Source organism: Streptomyces sp. NPDC005752 (assembly GCF_040630715.1).
GTDB lineage: Bacteria > Actinomycetota > Actinomycetes > Streptomycetales > Streptomycetaceae > Streptomyces.
Genome location: NZ_JBEXYB010000025.1, coordinates 88998 through 104138, shown reverse-complemented (window position 1 = coordinate 104138; position 15141 = coordinate 88998). Strand labels below are relative to the sequence as shown.

Annotated in this window: 19 protein-coding genes; 12 read left to right on the top strand and 7 right to left on the bottom strand. The window is 69.5% G+C overall.

The annotated features are described in order from the left end of the window. Positions 1-16 precede the first annotated feature (16 nt). The 4 genes from ABZ441_RS21920 (at position 17) to ABZ441_RS21905 (ending at position 3681) form a co-directional block, all read left to right on the top strand. Complete coding sequence (locus tag ABZ441_RS21920; protein ID WP_358976699.1) at positions 17-292, top strand: MoaD/ThiS family protein; 276 nt, start codon at positions 17-19, stop codon at positions 290-292. A gap of 443 nt (positions 293-735) precedes the next feature. Continuing rightward, the gene (locus ABZ441_RS21915; protein WP_003967346.1) at positions 736-942 is read left to right on the top strand and encodes a cold-shock protein; all 207 of its coding nucleotides are present in this window, start codon (positions 736-738) and stop codon (positions 940-942) included. Between the two features lie 309 nt (positions 943-1251). Further along, positions 1252-2874, top strand: a complete 1623-nt coding sequence (groL, locus tag ABZ441_RS21910; RefSeq protein WP_033297197.1) for a chaperonin GroEL — start codon at positions 1252-1254, stop codon at positions 2872-2874. A 456-nt stretch (positions 2875-3330) separates the two neighbouring features. Continuing rightward, positions 3331-3681, top strand: coding sequence for a hypothetical protein (locus tag ABZ441_RS21905; RefSeq protein ID WP_358976694.1), 351 nt, complete (start codon positions 3331-3333; stop codon positions 3679-3681). 263 nt (positions 3682-3944) lie between these two features. Here ABZ441_RS21905 and ABZ441_RS21900 read toward each other — a convergent pair whose 3' ends face one another. Next, positions 3945-4799: an NAD(P)H-binding protein gene (locus ABZ441_RS21900; RefSeq protein WP_358976691.1), complete on the bottom strand. Its 855-nt coding sequence runs from the start codon at positions 4797-4799 to the stop codon at positions 3945-3947. Positions 4800-4886: 87 nt separating this feature from the next. On the opposite strand from ABZ441_RS21900, the gene ABZ441_RS21895 reads away from it, so the two are divergent. The 5 genes from ABZ441_RS21895 (at position 4887) to ABZ441_RS21875 (ending at position 8012) form a co-directional block, all read left to right on the top strand. Continuing rightward, positions 4887-5483 carry a TetR family transcriptional regulator gene (locus ABZ441_RS21895; RefSeq protein ID WP_358976688.1) on the top strand — a complete coding sequence of 199 codons (597 nt, stop codon included), beginning with the start codon at positions 4887-4889 and terminating at the stop codon, positions 5481-5483. Positions 5484-6232: 749 nt separating this feature from the next. Beyond that, entirely contained in the window at positions 6233-6760 is a 528-nt protein-coding gene (locus ABZ441_RS21890; RefSeq protein ID WP_358976685.1) for a hypothetical protein, read from the top strand. Then, positions 6747-7085: a transcriptional regulator gene (locus tag ABZ441_RS21885; protein ID WP_358976682.1), complete on the top strand. Its 339-nt coding sequence runs from the start codon at positions 6747-6749 to the stop codon at positions 7083-7085. The genes ABZ441_RS21890 and ABZ441_RS21885 overlap by 14 nt, the downstream gene beginning before the upstream one ends. 458 nt (positions 7086-7543) lie before the next feature. Next, positions 7544-7786 carry a hypothetical protein gene (locus ABZ441_RS21880; RefSeq protein ID WP_358976679.1) on the top strand — a complete coding sequence of 81 codons (243 nt, stop codon included), beginning with the start codon at positions 7544-7546 and terminating at the stop codon, positions 7784-7786. A gap of 16 nt (positions 7787-7802) precedes the next feature. Then, on the top strand, positions 7803-8012 hold the full coding sequence (locus ABZ441_RS21875; protein ID WP_358976676.1) for a hypothetical protein: 210 nt from the start codon (positions 7803-7805) through the stop codon (positions 8010-8012). 35 nt (positions 8013-8047) lie between these two features. Here the strand turns inward: ABZ441_RS21875 and ABZ441_RS21870 are convergent, their stop codons facing one another. After that, positions 8048-9091: a hypothetical protein gene (locus ABZ441_RS21870; protein WP_358976674.1), complete on the bottom strand. Its 1044-nt coding sequence runs from the start codon at positions 9089-9091 to the stop codon at positions 8048-8050. A gap of 177 nt (positions 9092-9268) precedes the next feature. Here ABZ441_RS21870 and ABZ441_RS21865 point away from each other — a divergent pair, with 177 nt between their 5' ends. Then, a complete protein-coding gene (locus ABZ441_RS21865) occupies positions 9269-9868 on the top strand; it encodes a Uma2 family endonuclease (RefSeq protein ID WP_358976671.1) in 600 nt (199 codons plus the stop codon). Positions 9869-10030: 162 nt separating this feature from the next. On the opposite strand, the gene ABZ441_RS21860 is transcribed toward ABZ441_RS21865, so the two are convergent. The 5 genes from ABZ441_RS21860 to ABZ441_RS21840 all read right to left on the bottom strand — a co-directional run bounded on the left by ABZ441_RS21860 (position 10031) and on the right by ABZ441_RS21840 (position 14360). Beyond that, entirely contained in the window at positions 10031-10384 is a 354-nt protein-coding gene (locus ABZ441_RS21860; RefSeq protein ID WP_358976668.1) for a PRC-barrel domain containing protein, read from the bottom strand. 191 nt (positions 10385-10575) lie between these two features. Next, positions 10576-10746: a hypothetical protein gene (locus ABZ441_RS21855; protein WP_031093367.1), complete on the bottom strand. Its 171-nt coding sequence runs from the start codon at positions 10744-10746 to the stop codon at positions 10576-10578. A gap of 114 nt (positions 10747-10860) precedes the next feature. Continuing rightward, positions 10861-12378 (bottom strand): PTS transporter subunit EIIC, encoded by a 1518-nt coding sequence (locus ABZ441_RS21850; RefSeq protein WP_358976664.1) that lies wholly within the window; start codon positions 12376-12378, stop codon positions 10861-10863. Positions 12379-12414: 36 nt separating this feature from the next. Continuing rightward, the gene (gene murQ, locus ABZ441_RS21845; protein ID WP_358976661.1) at positions 12415-13383 is read right to left on the bottom strand and encodes an N-acetylmuramic acid 6-phosphate etherase; all 969 of its coding nucleotides are present in this window, start codon (positions 13381-13383) and stop codon (positions 12415-12417) included. 59 nt (positions 13384-13442) lie between these two features. Beyond that, entirely contained in the window at positions 13443-14360 is a 918-nt protein-coding gene (locus ABZ441_RS21840) for a MurR/RpiR family transcriptional regulator (protein ID WP_358976659.1), read from the bottom strand. 103 nt (positions 14361-14463) lie between these two features. On the opposite strand from ABZ441_RS21840, the gene ABZ441_RS21835 reads away from it, so the two are divergent. Next, on the top strand, positions 14464-14832 hold the full coding sequence (locus ABZ441_RS21835) for a hypothetical protein (protein WP_358976656.1): 369 nt from the start codon (positions 14464-14466) through the stop codon (positions 14830-14832). Continuing rightward, positions 14829-15098 (top strand): DUF4031 domain-containing protein, encoded by a 270-nt coding sequence (locus tag ABZ441_RS21830; RefSeq protein WP_205018143.1) that lies wholly within the window; start codon positions 14829-14831, stop codon positions 15096-15098. Before ABZ441_RS21835 ends, ABZ441_RS21830 begins: the two co-directional genes overlap by 4 nt. Positions 15099-15141 lie beyond the last annotated feature (43 nt).

The window sequence follows — 15141 nt, the reverse complement described above, 5'->3', positions numbered from 1 at the left end:
GAAGGAAGGCACGTACATGAGCGTCAAGGTCCGCATCCCCACCATCCTCCGCACCTACACGGGCGGTCAGGCCGAGGTCCCGGCGGAAGGGTCGGTCCTCTCCGAGGTCATCGCCTCCCTGGAGCAGAACCACCCGGGCATCGCGGCCCGCGTCCTGGACGACCAGGGCAAGCTGCGACGCTTCGTCAACGTGTACGTCAACGACGACGACGTGCGTTTCGAGGGCGGCCTGGACGCGGTCACCCCGGACGGCGCCGGCGTCTCGATCATCCCGGCCGTCGCCGGAGGCTGATCACCGCACGGCCCCGGGCGCGGCTGCCCGACCGCACGGCGTGAGCACAGTGGCCCTCTCCGCACAACATGTGGAGGGGGCCATTCCGCATGGTTGAGCGCGGTAGAGTTGGGGAAGTCACCGCAGCTTCCCGTGCCGCCCGCATATGAGAATGCGCCCGGCCGCGGCAAGAAACAGCCAAAGTGCGTGAACCCCTTGAGGCATAAGTGGCCTTTGTCAGGCCCGACTTGCCCTGGAATCCAGCGAATTCGCCCCTTGCGTGCGGTCGCCCGTGCCCAGAATTCTCGTCCGATTGACCTGTTGCAGAGGGCAGTTGGGCAGATACATTCGGCCGCGGTCGACGCGTTCCGGCGCACGCCACCCTCTCCTGTCGGAGGGTGACTTCTGACCCGGGTCCGCGAAGTGCGGACCTGCGCAAGGGCCAGTAATAGGGGAGTAAGGCTATGGCTCAGGGCACCGTCAAGTGGTTCAACGCGGAGAAGGGGTACGGCTTCATCGCGGTCGACGGTGGTGCGGATGTCTTCGTCCACTACAGCGCGATCCAGATGGACGGATACCGCACCCTCGAAGAGGGTCAGCGAGTTGAATTCGAGATCTCGCAGGGCCAGAAGGGGCCGCAGGCGGACATGGTCAAGCTCGCCGTCGGCTGAGCTCGGCGCGGTCGGCCGACGACACCACTCACACACGCAGGGCCCGTACCTCCGAAGAGGGGGACGGGCCCTTCGTGCGTGTGTGCGCCCCTCCCGGTTGTCCACCGACGGAGGGGGACGCTTGCACTCGCAGGGGTCGAGTGCTAATTATTGGCGTTAGCACTCTCCAGGTGAGAGTGACAGAACTTGGACCGGGCCGGTGAGGCCCGCAGGCTCCGTGGGGCAAGGAACCACAGAGCACGCTGGCCGTCCGTCGCGGGCGCCTCTCGGTCCGGAGAAATCCACCCCTGTCCGGGAGGACCACTTCACATGGCCAAGATCATCGCGTTCGACGAGGAGGCACGGCGCGGTCTCGAGCGCGGGATGAACCAGCTCGCCGACGCCGTCAAGGTCACCCTCGGCCCCAAGGGCCGTAACGTCGTCCTCGAGAAGAAGTGGGGCGCGCCCACGATCACCAACGATGGTGTTTCCATCGCCAAGGAGATCGAGCTCGAGGACCCGTACGAGAAGATCGGTGCGGAGCTGGTCAAGGAGGTCGCCAAGAAGACGGACGACGTCGCCGGCGACGGTACGACCACCGCCACCGTTCTCGCCCAGGCGCTCGTCCGCGAGGGCCTGCGCAACGTCGCCGCGGGTGCCAACCCGATGGCTCTGAAGCGTGGCATCGAGAAGGCCGTCGAGGCCGTCTCCGCCGCTCTGCTGGAGCAGGCGAAGGACGTGGAGACCAAGGAGCAGATCGCTTCGACGGCCTCCATCTCCGCTGCCGACACCGAGATCGGCGCCAAGATCGCCGAGGCGATGGACAAGGTCGGCAAGGAAGGCGTCATCACCGTCGAGGAGTCCCAGACCTTCGGTCTGGAGCTCGAGCTCACCGAGGGTATGCGCTTCGACAAGGGCTACATCTCGGCGTACTTCGCGACCGACATGGAGCGTATGGAGACGTCGTTCGACGACCCGTACATCCTGATCGTCAACTCCAAGATCAGCAACGTGAAGGACCTCCTTCCGCTGCTCGAGAAGGTCATGCAGTCGGGCAAGCCCCTGCTGATCATCGCGGAGGACGTCGAGGGCGAGGCCCTGTCGACCCTGGTCGTCAACAAGATCCGTGGCACCTTCAAGTCCGTCGCCGTCAAGGCTCCGGGCTTCGGTGACCGCCGCAAGGCCATGCTCGGCGACATCGCCATCCTCACCGGTGGCACCGTCATCTCCGAGGAGGTCGGTCTCAAGCTGGAGAACGCCGGCGTCGACCTGCTCGGCACCGCCCGCAAGGTCGTCATCACCAAGGACGAGACGACCATCGTCGACGGTGGCGGCGACAGCGACCAGGTCCAGGGCCGCGTCAAGCAGATCCGTGCCGAGATCGAGAACTCCGACTCGGACTACGACCGCGAGAAGCTCCAGGAGCGCCTCGCGAAGCTGGCCGGCGGCGTGGCCGTCATCAAGGCCGGCGCCGCCACCGAGGTGGAGCTCAAGGAGCGCAAGCACCGCATCGAGGACGCGGTGCGCAACGCCAAGGCCGCTGTCGAGGAGGGCATCGTCGCCGGTGGTGGCGTGGCTCTGCTCCAGGCCTCGGCCGTCTTCGAGAAGCTCGACCTGACCGGTGACGAGGCCACGGGCGCCAACGCCGTGAAGCTCGCGCTGGAGGCCCCGCTCAAGCAGATCGCCGTCAACGGTGGTCTCGAGGGTGGCGTCATCGTCGAGAAGGTGCGCAACCTGCCGATCGGTCACGGCCTCAACGCCGCGACCGGCGAGTACGTCGACATGATCGCCGAGGGCATCATCGACCCGGCGAAGGTCACGCGCTCCGCCCTGCAGAACGCCGCGTCCATCGCCGCGCTCTTCCTCACCACCGAGGCCGTCATCGCCGACAAGCCGGAGAAGGCCTCTGCGGCCGCTCCGGGCGGCATGCCGGGCGGTGACATGGACTTCTGATCCTCGGATCAGCAGTTCGAGCGGTACCCGCAGTACCCGTACGACGCCGGCCCCCGGGATTCGTTCCCGGGGGCCGGCGTCGTACGCGGTGGCGGGCATGGACGGTTCGGGGCCGGTCCGCGGAAGAGGTCAGGTCCGGTACTCGCCGGACGGGCCGAAGGACTCGATCCCGGCGACGGCCACCCGCTTGCCCGAGGGCGCGGTGTGGGGCGGCGGGCCGAAGCGGGCCTCCTGTCAGACCCGGCGCATAGCGTCAGCACTGAGGACACACCGCGCGCTGCAGTCCGCAGCACTGCTGAACCTGCCCACTGGGAGAGAATTCCATTGAAGAGCCTGCCGCAGACGGACAACAGTTTGCTGATCCGCACTGACTATTCCGACCAGTCGGCTTGGCAAGCCCTCCATACGGCGATCACAACGCCGAACAAGGACGGCTTCCTCGCGAATGTTCACATAGTGGACGATGCCGACTACAGCGATCTGACGACCGAACAGGTCCTCGCACTGGCCCTCGCCAGCGGTAACAGTGACTCCATGTTGATCGTGGCGGACACGACCGCGCTCTTCGCGCCTGGGATGCCGCTACTCGCGGTCCCGCCCTACGAGGACGACGAGGACGACGAGGACGACGACGACGAGGACGACGGCGAGGGCGACGGCGAGGACGCGGAGCAGCAGTTCGGCGAACTGCGCGTCACAGCCGCAGAACTGTGGTCGATCGAGAACAACATCTACCTCGGCAACATGGACTGGGAGGACTTCGTCGCCGCCGCGGGTGACGACGGCGTCTTCCGGGGCTTCCGCTAGAGGCGATCGGGCTGCGGCCTGGGCAGCCGGCTGCCGGCCGACTGGTGAAGAGGCGGCGTTCTGACCCTGCACTGTTCAGTCGGGCCCGCAGGCGCCACTCGATGTCGCGCACTTGGACCGCAGGCGCGCGTCCTGTCGGTACGCACGGTGCCCCGGGCTGCCTGAGCCGCACGCGCCCACGCGCTCGGCACGTTCCGGAGGTGGGGCCGGGGCAACGGCGGACTGAGGGCTGCGGCCTGGGCCGCAGGTCGCGGTCGACGAGGTCACGAACCCTCCGTGAACGCGATGGCGTGGTCGACGGCCCACTGGCGAAACGTTCGCGGCGCCGTCCCGAGGATGTCGGCCACCGCAGTGGTGATGTACGCGGGCTGTCCGACCGCCGCACTCCACGCGGCGAGCAGCATGTCGACGGCCGAGCTGGGCACCGTACTCTCCCACAGACTTCGGAACTCGTCCGGCGCTATCTCCTCGAATGCGATCCGGCGCCCCAGGGCGTCACCGATGACGTCCACCTGCGCGGCTTGGGTCAGCGATTCGGGGCCCGTAAGGACGTAGTCGCCTCCCACGTAGCCGCCCTGATAGAGCGTTCGCGCCGCGACGGCTGCGATGTCGCGGTCGTCGACCGGTGCCGACTCGGAGGCGTTGTAAGGCCACCGGACGACCTCGCCGGCCCGGATCGCGGGCGCCCACCAGGCCAGCGAGTTCGACGCGAACATCCCCGGCCGGATGATCGTCGACTCGAGGCCGGTGGCCGCGATGAGCCGCTCGATGCCGGCGTGCAGCACCGCCATGGAATTGGGCTGCTGGAAGAGGGGGTGTGGCGTCTGATGCGGGGAGGAGAGGAAGACGACCCGCCGCACGTGGGCTGCGAGCCGCTCGACGACTGCCTCCGCGGCCTGAGGCGGGGCGGTCCAGACGAGGAAGACCGCACCGGCGCCACTCAATGCCGGGTCGAGGGACTCGGGCACGGTGAGGTCGCCGACGAAGACCTCGGCCTTCGCCGGCAGCGTCGCCGCCGCCTCGGAGCGACGGGTGAGGGCACGGACCGGCACGCCCGCGTCGAGGAGTTGGTCGATGACGACGCGGCCGACCCGGCCCGTCGCCCCGGTTACGAGCACGGGAGGAATGTCCGTCTGATGCATGCCGCCCATGAAAACGTCACTCGGTTAAAAACGCAACTCGGTCACGAATGTTACGGTGATCGGATGAGCGAGTCGACGGGACTGCGGGCCCGCAAGAAGGAGCGGACGCGCGACGCCATCGGCGACGCGGCCGTCTCGCTGTTCCTGGAGCGCGGCTTCGACCGTGTCTCGGTCAACGACATCGCCGCGGCAGCCGAAATCTCCAAGCCGACCCTCTTCCGGTACTTCCCCACCAAGGAAGACCTGGTGCTGCACCGGTTTGCGGACCATCAGGGCGAGGCGGCACGCGTCGTACGTGACCGTAGGTCCGGCATCGAACCGGTGACGGCACTGCACCGGCACTTCCGGGCCGGCCTCGATCGGTACGACCCCGTCACCGGCCTCAACGATCACCCCGAGGTGGTGGCGTTCCATCGGCTGGTGTTCACCACGCCGAGCCTGGCAGGACGGCTCACGCGGTACCAGCTGGAGGACGAAGAGGCGCTGGCGGACGCCCTCGGCGAGGGCATCCAGGCACGCCTGCTGGCCGCCCAGGTACTCGCGGTCCAACGGGTGCTCGCCCGGACCAACTGGCAGAAGATCGCCGATGGTCGCACCGCCCACGACGTTCACCCCGAAGCCGTAGCCGATGCCGACCAGGCGTTCAACCAACTGCCGTGACAGGCGACGCTCCCAGTCGAAGAAGGCTCTGCGACCCGGTGCAGGCACGGCCGGATGGCTTCCTGTGGCCGGCGGTGGGGGAATCTGAACTGACCACTGACATCAAGATCCCTCTGCCGATCCCGCTTCGTCGTCGGAGCAGGCAGAGAGGTAGTGCGTCCAGCTGTCCTGGGTGAACCGAGCCCACCTGTGGGCGCTGCTTGCGCTGACGCCGAAGAGGTCACTGATCACGATGGGAGGAAGGTTCGGCGACGGCTTCGAGCATGGCGGTGTTGCGGGCGCTGATGACTTCCAGGCCGTGTTGCCGCAGTTGTGGACCAGGGCGGGGGTGGATAGCGGCCGCTGAGTTCCTCGCGTCCTGCGCCGGTCGGCTCGCCGGACTCACTTTCGCCCCGGTCCGCCTGGGCCCGGCGGGACCAGCCGAGCGCGGGCATCGGTACCGAGGTCCGGGCGACGACGGTGATCGTCTCGCCGAGGTTCGACGAGCGTGACCGCGCGCCGCTGAGCTCCTCGGTCTGCGCTTCGTGTACGTACTTCCCACCTGGTGGTACCTGCTCCGGAACCGCAGGATCTCACCCTCCGGGTGTCCACGATCAAGGGGAATCCCATCCCGGTTTCCGGCCTCGTCCACTCACGCCCAGAGGATTTGGTGCGTGCCGGGTGGTTGACTCACCTACATGGGGAAACTAGTTTCCTTACAGGAAACAGGGTTGGGTGTACCGCCCCGCCCTCGACTCATGGAGGTAGCGATGTCTGTGCATCCGAATCCGACACCGGACGAGGCCGCACGTACTCTGCGGGACGTCGAGCAGCGCCGGATACAGGCGGCCGAGGGCAGCGGGGGTGCGAGGTGGGTGTACGTCGTCCTTGGCCTCGCGGCCTTCCTGCTGCTGGCCGCGCCCGACTGGGTCGGCGATGACGCGCAGGCCTGGGTGTCCATCGGATACGCGGCGCTGGCGGTGGCCTACGTCGTCCTGTTGCGCACGCGGCGGGGCTCGGCTCTGCTCGGCCACCGCACAGGCAGGCGCAAGGAGGAACTGGACGGTGCGTTCCTGCGCCGGAGGCGGCTCACGCTGCTCGCGGTCATGGCGACCGGCCTGGTCATCTCGGTGCTGGGATCCCGCGTATCGCTCGACCTGCCGTACTGGCGCTCGGGTGCCGGGGCCCTGCTGGGTGCCGCCGTGATCTTCCTGGGGCCGGCGTGGGACCAGGCGGTGAGGGCCCGCGCAGTGCGTGGCGCGCGATCGGTGACGGAGGATCCGGGTGCCGCGCGCTGAATTCGATTCCGTGCTCCTCGACTCCACACGGCTGACCATCGTGTCGCTGCTGGCGGGCACCCAGTGGGCGGAGTGGTCGTGGGTCAGAGAGACGGCGGAGGTCTCGGCCTCCGCCCTCTCGAAGCAGATCAGCACGCTGGAGAGCCACGGCTACGTCGACGTCAAGAAGGGCTACGTCGGCAAGCGCCCCCGCACCTGGGTGGCCCTGAGCGCGGCCGGGCGCGCCGCGCTGGAGAAACACGCCGCGGCCCTGCAGCAGATCGTGGACTCATCCCGCCGTGCGACGGGGCAGCAGTCGAGCTCCGGGCAAGCGCAGAGCCCATGACGGAGCGGCCCGGGTCGGAACACCCTGCCTCCGCTGTCAGGACTCAGCACGTCCTGGCCGGTGGTCCAGGGCGGGCTTGAGGCCGGTGGCGAGCGACGGCCTCCGCCTCCGCCGCCACCGCGAAGGGGGCCGGGCGCTTCGGCTGCTTCAGCGCGACGCAGTTCCGCGCGATGAAGCCGCCCCGCCCAGCGCCTCGTCCGGCTCCTGGTCCTGGTCGGCCCGCATTCGTCGCGTACCCGCCTCCCGTTGCCCGATGAAGCAAGCGCTGACGAACAGGGGCGCCCCCGGGTCGTCCTGCGAAAGGCCTTTCTGGGATGGCGGAGCAGGGCCCGGGCTCGGCCAAGGCGCCTCCCTGTGGCCGGCGTGCGGGAGTTGGAGCGGCACCTCTCCCACGGTAGCGAGGAATTGGCCACGCTGAGTAGGCATACCAACTACTCAGCGTGGAAATGGGGAAGATCATGACGACGGCTACGGAACGGCGCAAAGAGGCAGCGGGCAGAGTGCAGGCGGCACAGGACGCGGTGGCGCGGCTGCGGGACGGGCTCGCGGGGGTCGGCGTGAAGCTGCCGTCGCTGCGGATCGACCCGGTGTCGTGCGCGGGCGACGAGCCGGCAGCGCTGGTGGACCTCGGCCGGTGCTCGATCGAGACGGCGCTGCGGCTGAGCGAGCGGCTCGAAGCGAAGGCCGCTCATGACAGTTGAAGGACTGGAGCCGTGTATGCCGGAGCCCGGGACCTTCGCGGTCGACGGCCGGGACGGCCGGGTGGGCCGGGTGATGGGCCGCGTCGGGCCGTATCTGCAGCTGCGTCCGCCGGGCGGCGGCGCGGAGTGGGACTGCCCGCCGGAATCCGTCCGGCCGGCTCCACCGGGGCTGGTGCTGCGGGCCCGGGTGACGGAGATCAACCGCGAGGGCAGGCTGCCGTCCTGAGTGGGAAGCACCTGCCGTGAGGCCCGCCCCGGCGGTCACGCCGGGGTGACCGCCGTGCCCGGGGACCGCCGCTCCCCGGTCCGGGCGAGCCGCTGGTGGAGTACCGCCAGGGTGGTGTGAGCCGGAGGGAGGACCAGGGCGCCGGTGAGCAGCAGGGCGACGGCGATGGGGGCGAGGACCCCGGCGACGTAGGCGGCGTAGGTGTTGTCCGGGCCCCACTCCAGGAACAGGGAGGCCGCCCGGGAGCGCGTCGGCCGGGCGGCGGCCTGGAGCAGTAGGTACAGGCCGACGGTCAGCCCGCCCAGGGGCAGCGCGACGGCCAGGGTGCGGAACCAGGAGATCGCCCGGCCCCAGGTCAGCGACCAGGAGCGGCGCAGCGCGGCCAGGGGGCCGAGGCCTTCGTTCGCGGAGGCTGCCGGGGCCAGGACCCAGCCGAACCGGAGCAGCAGCGTCAGAGCCAGGCCCAGCAGGGGCGCGCCGTAGGACAGCAGGGGGAACAGGTTGGGGTACTCCCACTTCGGGACGATCGCGGTGTACTCCCTGAACAGGGTGGTGGTGAAGTACTCCTCCACCAGGATGCCGAGCACCAGAGGGGTCCACACGAGCACCCCGCGCAGCGCGTACACACCGAGGACCGTACGGAAACGGCCACGCGGGCCGCAGTCTCCCGTTTCGGCGGCGGCTCGGGAGCACGCCGTCTGGAGGGAGGCGCATGCCAGGTGCAGCAGCAGGATCAGGAACGGCAGGCAGGCGAGCAGGATGAGCCACATCGTGTTCACGCGGGTGCCGTCGGGGGCGTAGGAGTCCTCGTAGATACGGGCCTGTATCGCGCCCAGCCGTATCTCGGTGAACTCGGGCCAGGCGGCGACGAACCCCACGACGGTCAGCAGCAGTCCGCCCAGCGCGACCAGGCCGGTGACGCGGGCCGCCCGGCCGTACAGCCGGAGCCCGTCGCGGCGCAGGACGGCGAGTGTGGTGCGGACGATGCCGGGCTCCGCCGCGTACGCCCCCTCCGCCGGCCGCTCGCCTCCCGGGGCCGTTCGGTGCGTGCTGCCGCCACGTGCCTGGCCGTTCGTCATGTCTGGAGAGATGCGTGAGAACGGGTGGCCGGTTCCTCGGGCTCGACGAGCGCAGGGACACCTGCGGTGAGGTCACTGCGAGCGTCACACGATCGTGGGACGCTGAGGGGAGCGGCGGACCGCCGCGAACAAGTCGATCTACGCTCCCGCGTACGGCCACAGGAGGAGGGACCTGCGATGACCGCCGCCGAAAGCGATCAGGGCTCTGAGGGCCGCCTGTGGGACTACCTGCTGCGCACATGGCAGGAACTGGACGTGCCCGAGGGGTGGCGCGCCGAGATCGACGACGGGCAGATCGTCTTGGTACCGCCGCCTCATGCGCACCACAACGGCATCGCCGAAACGGTGCAGCGTGTTCTCTACAGGGGCCTCCCCGATGAGCTGGGGATCTACCAGACGCTTGGTGTGCACGTCGCGCCCCTCGACAAGCTGTACGTTCCGGACCTCGTCGTGATGCCGAGAGAGCTGATCGCGGCTGCCGACCCGGAGATCAGCGACCCGCTGGACGCGTCCGAGGGGCTTCTGATCGTCGAGATCACGTCTCAGGGCAACGCCCGGGAGGACAGGACGAAGAAGTACCGCGCCTATGCGCGGGCGGGCGTCCCGATGTACCTGCTGATCGACCGGTTCGACACGCGTGGTGCGATGTCCACGCTGTTCACGGAGCCGAGCGAGGACGGGACGTACAAGCACTCCGACTCGGAGCCCTTCGGGAAGCCGCTCTCGTTGCCCGGGCCCTTCGATGTCACCCTGCTGACAGCGGATTTCCCCGTCTGAACGGCCTCTGCGTGCTCGTCCTGCGGAGGGCCACGCGGACACTGAGATGCCGGTGGGCGACGGGTTGCTCCCCGGGAGAGCCCGCCGGTGCCTTGCACACCGCGACAGCGGGGCCGGCTCCGTATGAGGAGCCGGCCCCGCTGTGCGTGTGGTGCTGCGGTGTCACCCGAGCCGGTAGCCGTCGTAGTAGCCGCCGACCTGGGCGTGATAGCCCGGGTCGTTCGCGTGCTTGTGCTTGTCGAACTCCGGGGAGTCCTTGATCTGGTCCTTGGTCAGGTCGACGAATATCTTCTTGTGCTCGGTGTCGATCCCCTTGACCGTGCCTGCCGGGAGCAGAACTTCCCTGCCGAAGATCCAGACGCCGGTGTCGACGACCAGATAGGCGGAGCCCACGTCGTCGGAGTGCTTGTCGACCTTGCCGATGCTTCCGTCCGTCGCCTCGACCGAGAATCCGGTCAGATCGGCGCCCGCGGTGTGGCCGCTCGTAGGCTGGTAGCCCCACAGGTTGTCGCTCATTCTTCGGCTCCCTCCTCGACGGTTAATTCGGCACGGCGATTCTCATCGGGATGATGAGGAGTGCCGCTCAGTGAATCGGCTGCCCCTACTTCTCCGGTCCACACCCATGGAATCTCGATAACACGCGAAAATGCGGGTGGCCCAAGACCATCAGGTCTTGGGCCACCCGCATCAGTGCTGTTCAGAGTCTTCTACCAGCGATACCACCGGCCGCGCTTACCGCCGCCGGCCGCCGGGCGTACGAAGAATCCGATCAGCCAGACCACGAGCACGATCACCGCGATCCACCACAGTGCCTTGAGTGCGAAACCGGCACCGAAAAGGATCAGGGCGAGCAGAAGAACGAGAAGCAGGGGAACCATTGTTATCAACCTCCGGAGCAGCGTGTGCCCGGCGATGCATTGCCTACACACACGTGTTCGTACGGAAAATCTCCTGGGCTCCCCGTGACCGCTCGCGGCCCGCGAGCGGCGCGTTCAGACTCCGGCGGGTTTCTTCGGCTGGGTGTCGCCCGAGCCCGAGGGGGAGGCCGGGCCGGTGGCCGCGACCGTGGAGGCGGCCGGTTCCTGGCTGACGTCGAACTCCGCCAGCAGGGCCTTGCTGAAGCCGAAGAAGTACGTGGCGACGAACCCCGCGACATAGCCGACGAGCAGGCCGCCCGCGTAGATCGCGATCGTGGAGCCGAGGCCGTGGTTGCCGTCCAGGAGCGGGAACAGGGCCCAACCGGACGGGCCGATGGCCGTCGAGCCGACCGAGTCGCCGAGCTGGTTGAACAGGCCCACGAAGCCGCCGCCGAAGGCGCCGCCCACACAGGCCGTGACGAACGGGCGGCCCAGCGGGAGCGAGACACCGTAGATCAGGGGTTCGCCCACGCCCAGCAGACCTGCGGGCATGGCGGACCTGATGGTCTTGCGGATCGACTCGTTCCGGGGGAGACGGAGGTACACGGCCGCTGCCGCGCCGACCTGGCCGGCTCCGGCCATGGCGAGGATCGGGAGCAGGACCGTGAAGCCCTGCTGCTCGATCAGCGTGGTGTGGATCGGGATCAGGGCCTGGTGCAGGCCCAGCATCACCAGCGGCAGGAAGAAGCCGCCGAGCAGGAAGCCGGCACCCGCGCCGCCGGTGGAGAGCAGCCAGTCCGCGAACGTGCCGATGGCGGAGGAGACCTCGCCGGCCACGTACATCAGGCCGAAGATCGTGACGAGGCCGGAGATCAGCACCGTGAGCGTCGGGGTGACCAGGACGTCCAGTGCCTCGGGCACCCAGCGGCGGCACCACTTCTCGACGTACACCGCGAGGACCGCGGCGCCGAGGGCGCCGAGGACGCCGCCCTGGCCGGGGGAGAGGGTCTGGCCGAAGGCGTCGATGTTCGCGACCCCGGGGAAGACGATGATCGCCGCGACCGCGCCGCCGAGGATCGGCGTGCCGCCGAACTCCTTCGCCGTGTTGTAGCCGACGAAGACCGCGATCAGGGCCATGAAGCCCGAGGCCATCGCGGCCAGGGCGGGGGTGACCGAGGTCAGCCAGCCGAGGTTCACCAGCAGGCCGTTGAGGCCGGCGATGATGCCGCAGCCGATCAGGGCGGGGATCAGCGGGACGAAGATGTTCGCGATTCTGCGCAGGAACAGCTTGAACGGGGTGGCGTTCTTCGTCTTCCGCTGCGCCTTGAGGGCCGCGCCCTTGTCGGCCAGCTCCTCCGCCGTGTGCGCGGGTGCGGGCGTCCCGGACGCCCGGCCGTCCTCCACCAGTTGCTCGAACTCGGGGGTGACCCGGGCGACGGTGCCCGGGCCGAGGACGATCTGGTAGGTGTCGTCCTCGACGACGCCCATCACGGCGGGGACCGCCTTGAGGGCCTCGTCGTCGACGAGGGAGCGGTCGTGCAGGCCCAGCCGGAGCCGGGTCATGCAGTGGGCGATCGAGCTGACGTTCGCAGCGCCACCGACGAGCGGCAGGATCGCGGCGGCAGTGGCGCGGTTCTTGTCTTCAGTAGCCATGGTGCGTGGTGCCTTGCTGTGCGGGGGTGTGGTGCGTCAGGTGGTGCGGACGGCCGCGAGGGCCGCGCGGAGGTGGCCGTCGGACTCGGCCAGGAGGGTGGCGGCGGTAGGTCCGTCGACCCCGCCGAGGATGGTGAGGATGGCGTTCTTCACCTCGCCGTCGGTGGCGGCGAGTGCCGCCTCGATCTCCTGGTCACCGGCGCCGGTGGCGAGGGAGACGATCCGGCGGGAGCGGGCGCGCAGCTTCTCGTTGGAAGCGCGCACGTCGACCATCAGGTTCCCGTAGGTCTTGCCGAGCCGGATCATCGTGATCGTCGACAGCATGTTGAGGACGAGCTTCTGGGCCGTGCCCGCCTTGAGACGGGTCGAGCCGGTGAGCAGCTCGGCGCCGACCACGATCTCCAGGCCGTGTTCGGCTGCCGCGGCGAGCGCCGAGTCCGCGTTGCAGGAGAGGCCGAGGGTGAGCGCCCCCTTGGCGCGGGCGTGCTCGACGGCGCCGATGGCGTACGGGGTGCGGCCCGAGGCGGAGATGCCGACCACGGTGTCGTCGGCGGTGAGGCCCAGGCCGTCGAGGTCGGCGGCGGCCAGCTCCTTGCTGTCCTCGGCCCCCTCGACGGCCTTGACCATGGCGGAGGGGCCGCCCGCGATCAGGCCGAGGACCTCGGACGGGTCGGTGTTGAAGGTGGGCGGGCACTCGCTGGCGTCGAGCACACCGAGACGGCCGGCGGTGCCGGCGCCCGCGTAGACCAGCCGGCCGCCGCGCGCCATGCGCTCGGCGGTGGCGTCGATCGCGGCGGCGATCTGCGGCAGCTTCTCGGCCACGGCGGCGGGGACGGTGCTGTCCTCGCCGTTCATGATGCGGGCTATCTCCTGCGTCGGCAGCTGGTCGATCTCGGCGAGCTCCGGCCGGAACGCCTCCGTGGTGAGGGTGGCGAGCTGGGCGCGCAGTTCGCCGTAACCCTCGGGTACGGGGGTGTCTGCGTTCGCGTCGGTGGTGGAGGTCATGAACAGCGCTCTGCTTTCTCGTTCTGGTTCGGATCGCGGGGGTGCGGGTGCTGCCGGGGTCAGCGGCTGCGTGGCGTGTGGCGGTGGGCGAGCGCTTCGTACGAGGCGGACAGTGCGGGCGCGGCCGTCTCGTACGTCCGCTGGGCGACTCCTATGAACAGGCAGTCGACGACGAGGAGCTGGCTGGTGCGGCTCGACATGGCGGCGGGCCGCAGCTCGCTCTCCCGCGCTGTGGAGGTGGTCAGCACGTGGTCCGCGTACTGCGAGACGGGGCCGTCGGGGCGGCCTGTGATCGCGACCGTCGTCGCGCCCCGGTCGAAGGCGACCCGGAGCGGCTCTATGACGTCACCCGTGGAGCCGGAGTGGGTGATCGCGATGGCCACGTCGCCGGGGCGCAGCTGCACGGCGTTGGTCACGGCGAGGTGCGGGTCCATGTGGGCGTGGGCTATCAGGCCGATCCTGAGCAGCTTCTGCGCCAAGTCCTGGCCGACGAGTGACGACGCCCCGACGCCGTAGATGTCGATGCGGCGCGCGGTCGCCGCGGCCGCCACGGCCGCCCCGAGCTGCACCGTGTCGAGACCGGCGGCCGTGTCGGCGAGGGTCTGCTGCTCGTCGTAGGCGAGCTTCGTGACGACGTCCGCGATGGAGTCGTCGACCGCGATGTCGGCGGTGACGGCGGGTGCCCGGCCCGACTGCTGGTGGGCCGCGAGGCCGGCGAGCGCGAGACGGAGGTCCCGGTAGCCCGGGTAGCCGAGGAGGCGGGCCGTGCGGACGACCGTCGCCTCGCTGGTGCCGGTGAGTTCGGCGAGACCGGTGACGGTGAGGGCGGCACACCCGGCGGGGTCCCCCGCGACGGCTTCGGCGACCCGCTGCATGGAACGGGTCATGGACGGAGCCAGGGTCCGCACCTTGGCCGCGAGGGCCGCAGGGGCGGGCGGGGAGTCCGGATTGAAACTTTCCTTCACTTCATTGGTCACATTTGAAAGATATTTTCACGGGTGAATCCCGTCAACCCCCCTTTGGTCCCTACCTCTGAAGGATCACGCTCTGCCGTACGGAGGACAGGGGGACAATGGGGCCATGGAGTTGAACAGCCTGGAACAGGAGCTGCACACCGCGCGTGCGCTGGTGATGGCCGACCTCGTCGCGGGAGATGTGGCCGAAGCCGGGATCGTCTCGATGGTCGAGGACGCGATAGCCCACCGGAGGTGGTGGGTCGAGCAGTGGCCCGAAGGCGTGTCCTTCGTCACGGGGCTCGTCGCGCAGGACGTCCAGGACGCGCTCCTGGAGCAGCACGGGCGCTGGCCGTTGTGCCCGGTGTGCACGGACGAGGGACCGCACGCCCTCGACGTCGAGCCGGAGCTCGGCCCCGACCCGCACTGGGTCTGCACGAAGGCGACGGTGGCCGTCGCGCGGGTGGGATCGCTCGCCGAGGTGCTCGGCCGGTGACCGTCTACATCGACCCGCCGACCTGGCCGGGGCACGGCCGCCTGTGGTCGCACCTGGTCAGTGACGTGTCGTTCGAGGAACTGCACGCCTTCGCCGCCACGATCGGCTGCCCGCCCCGCGCCTTCGAGCGCGACCACTACGACGTGCCCGAGGCGCACTACGCGGACGCGGTGCGCGCCGGGGCGCGGGAGGTCGGGTCGAAGGAGATCGTGCGCCGCCTCACCGAGGCGGGGCTGCGGCGGCCGAAGGGGCGGCCCGCCCTCTGACCGCGGCCCCGTCGGTGCCCGCTCGTTCCCCGATGGGCGCGGC

Excerpts from the sequence above, each read along its gene's own strand:
- ABZ441_RS21920 (WP_358976699.1), top strand. The coding sequence starts at position 17 with ATGAGCGTCAAGGTCCGCATCCCCACCATCCTCCGCACCTACACGGGC.
- ABZ441_RS21915 (WP_003967346.1), top strand. The coding sequence starts at position 736 with ATGGCTCAGGGCACCGTCAAGTGGTTCAACGCGGAGAAGGGGTACGGC.
- groL (WP_033297197.1), top strand. The coding sequence starts at position 1,252 with ATGGCCAAGATCATCGCGTTCGACGAGGAGGCACGGCGCGGTCTCGAG.
- ABZ441_RS21895 (WP_358976688.1), top strand. The coding sequence starts at position 4,887 with ATGAGCGAGTCGACGGGACTGCGGGCCCGCAAGAAGGAGCGGACGCGC.
- ABZ441_RS21890 (WP_358976685.1), top strand. The coding sequence starts at position 6,233 with ATGTCTGTGCATCCGAATCCGACACCGGACGAGGCCGCACGTACTCTG.
- ABZ441_RS21880 (WP_358976679.1), top strand. The coding sequence starts at position 7,544 with ATGACGACGGCTACGGAACGGCGCAAAGAGGCAGCGGGCAGAGTGCAG.
- ABZ441_RS21875 (WP_358976676.1), top strand. The coding sequence starts at position 7,803 with ATGCCGGAGCCCGGGACCTTCGCGGTCGACGGCCGGGACGGCCGGGTG.
- ABZ441_RS21870 (WP_358976674.1), bottom strand. The coding sequence starts at position 9,091 with ATGACGAACGGCCAGGCACGTGGCGGCAGCACGCACCGAACGGCCCCG.
- ABZ441_RS21865 (WP_358976671.1), top strand. The coding sequence starts at position 9,269 with ATGACCGCCGCCGAAAGCGATCAGGGCTCTGAGGGCCGCCTGTGGGAC.
- ABZ441_RS21860 (WP_358976668.1), bottom strand. The coding sequence starts at position 10,384 with ATGAGCGACAACCTGTGGGGCTACCAGCCTACGAGCGGCCACACCGCG.
- ABZ441_RS21855 (WP_031093367.1), bottom strand. The coding sequence starts at position 10,746 with ATGGTTCCCCTGCTTCTCGTTCTTCTGCTCGCCCTGATCCTTTTCGGT.
- ABZ441_RS21850 (WP_358976664.1), bottom strand. The coding sequence starts at position 12,378 with ATGGCTACTGAAGACAAGAACCGCGCCACTGCCGCCGCGATCCTGCCG.
- murQ (WP_358976661.1), bottom strand. The coding sequence starts at position 13,383 with ATGACCTCCACCACCGACGCGAACGCAGACACCCCCGTACCCGAGGGT.
- ABZ441_RS21835 (WP_358976656.1), top strand. The coding sequence starts at position 14,464 with ATGGAGTTGAACAGCCTGGAACAGGAGCTGCACACCGCGCGTGCGCTG.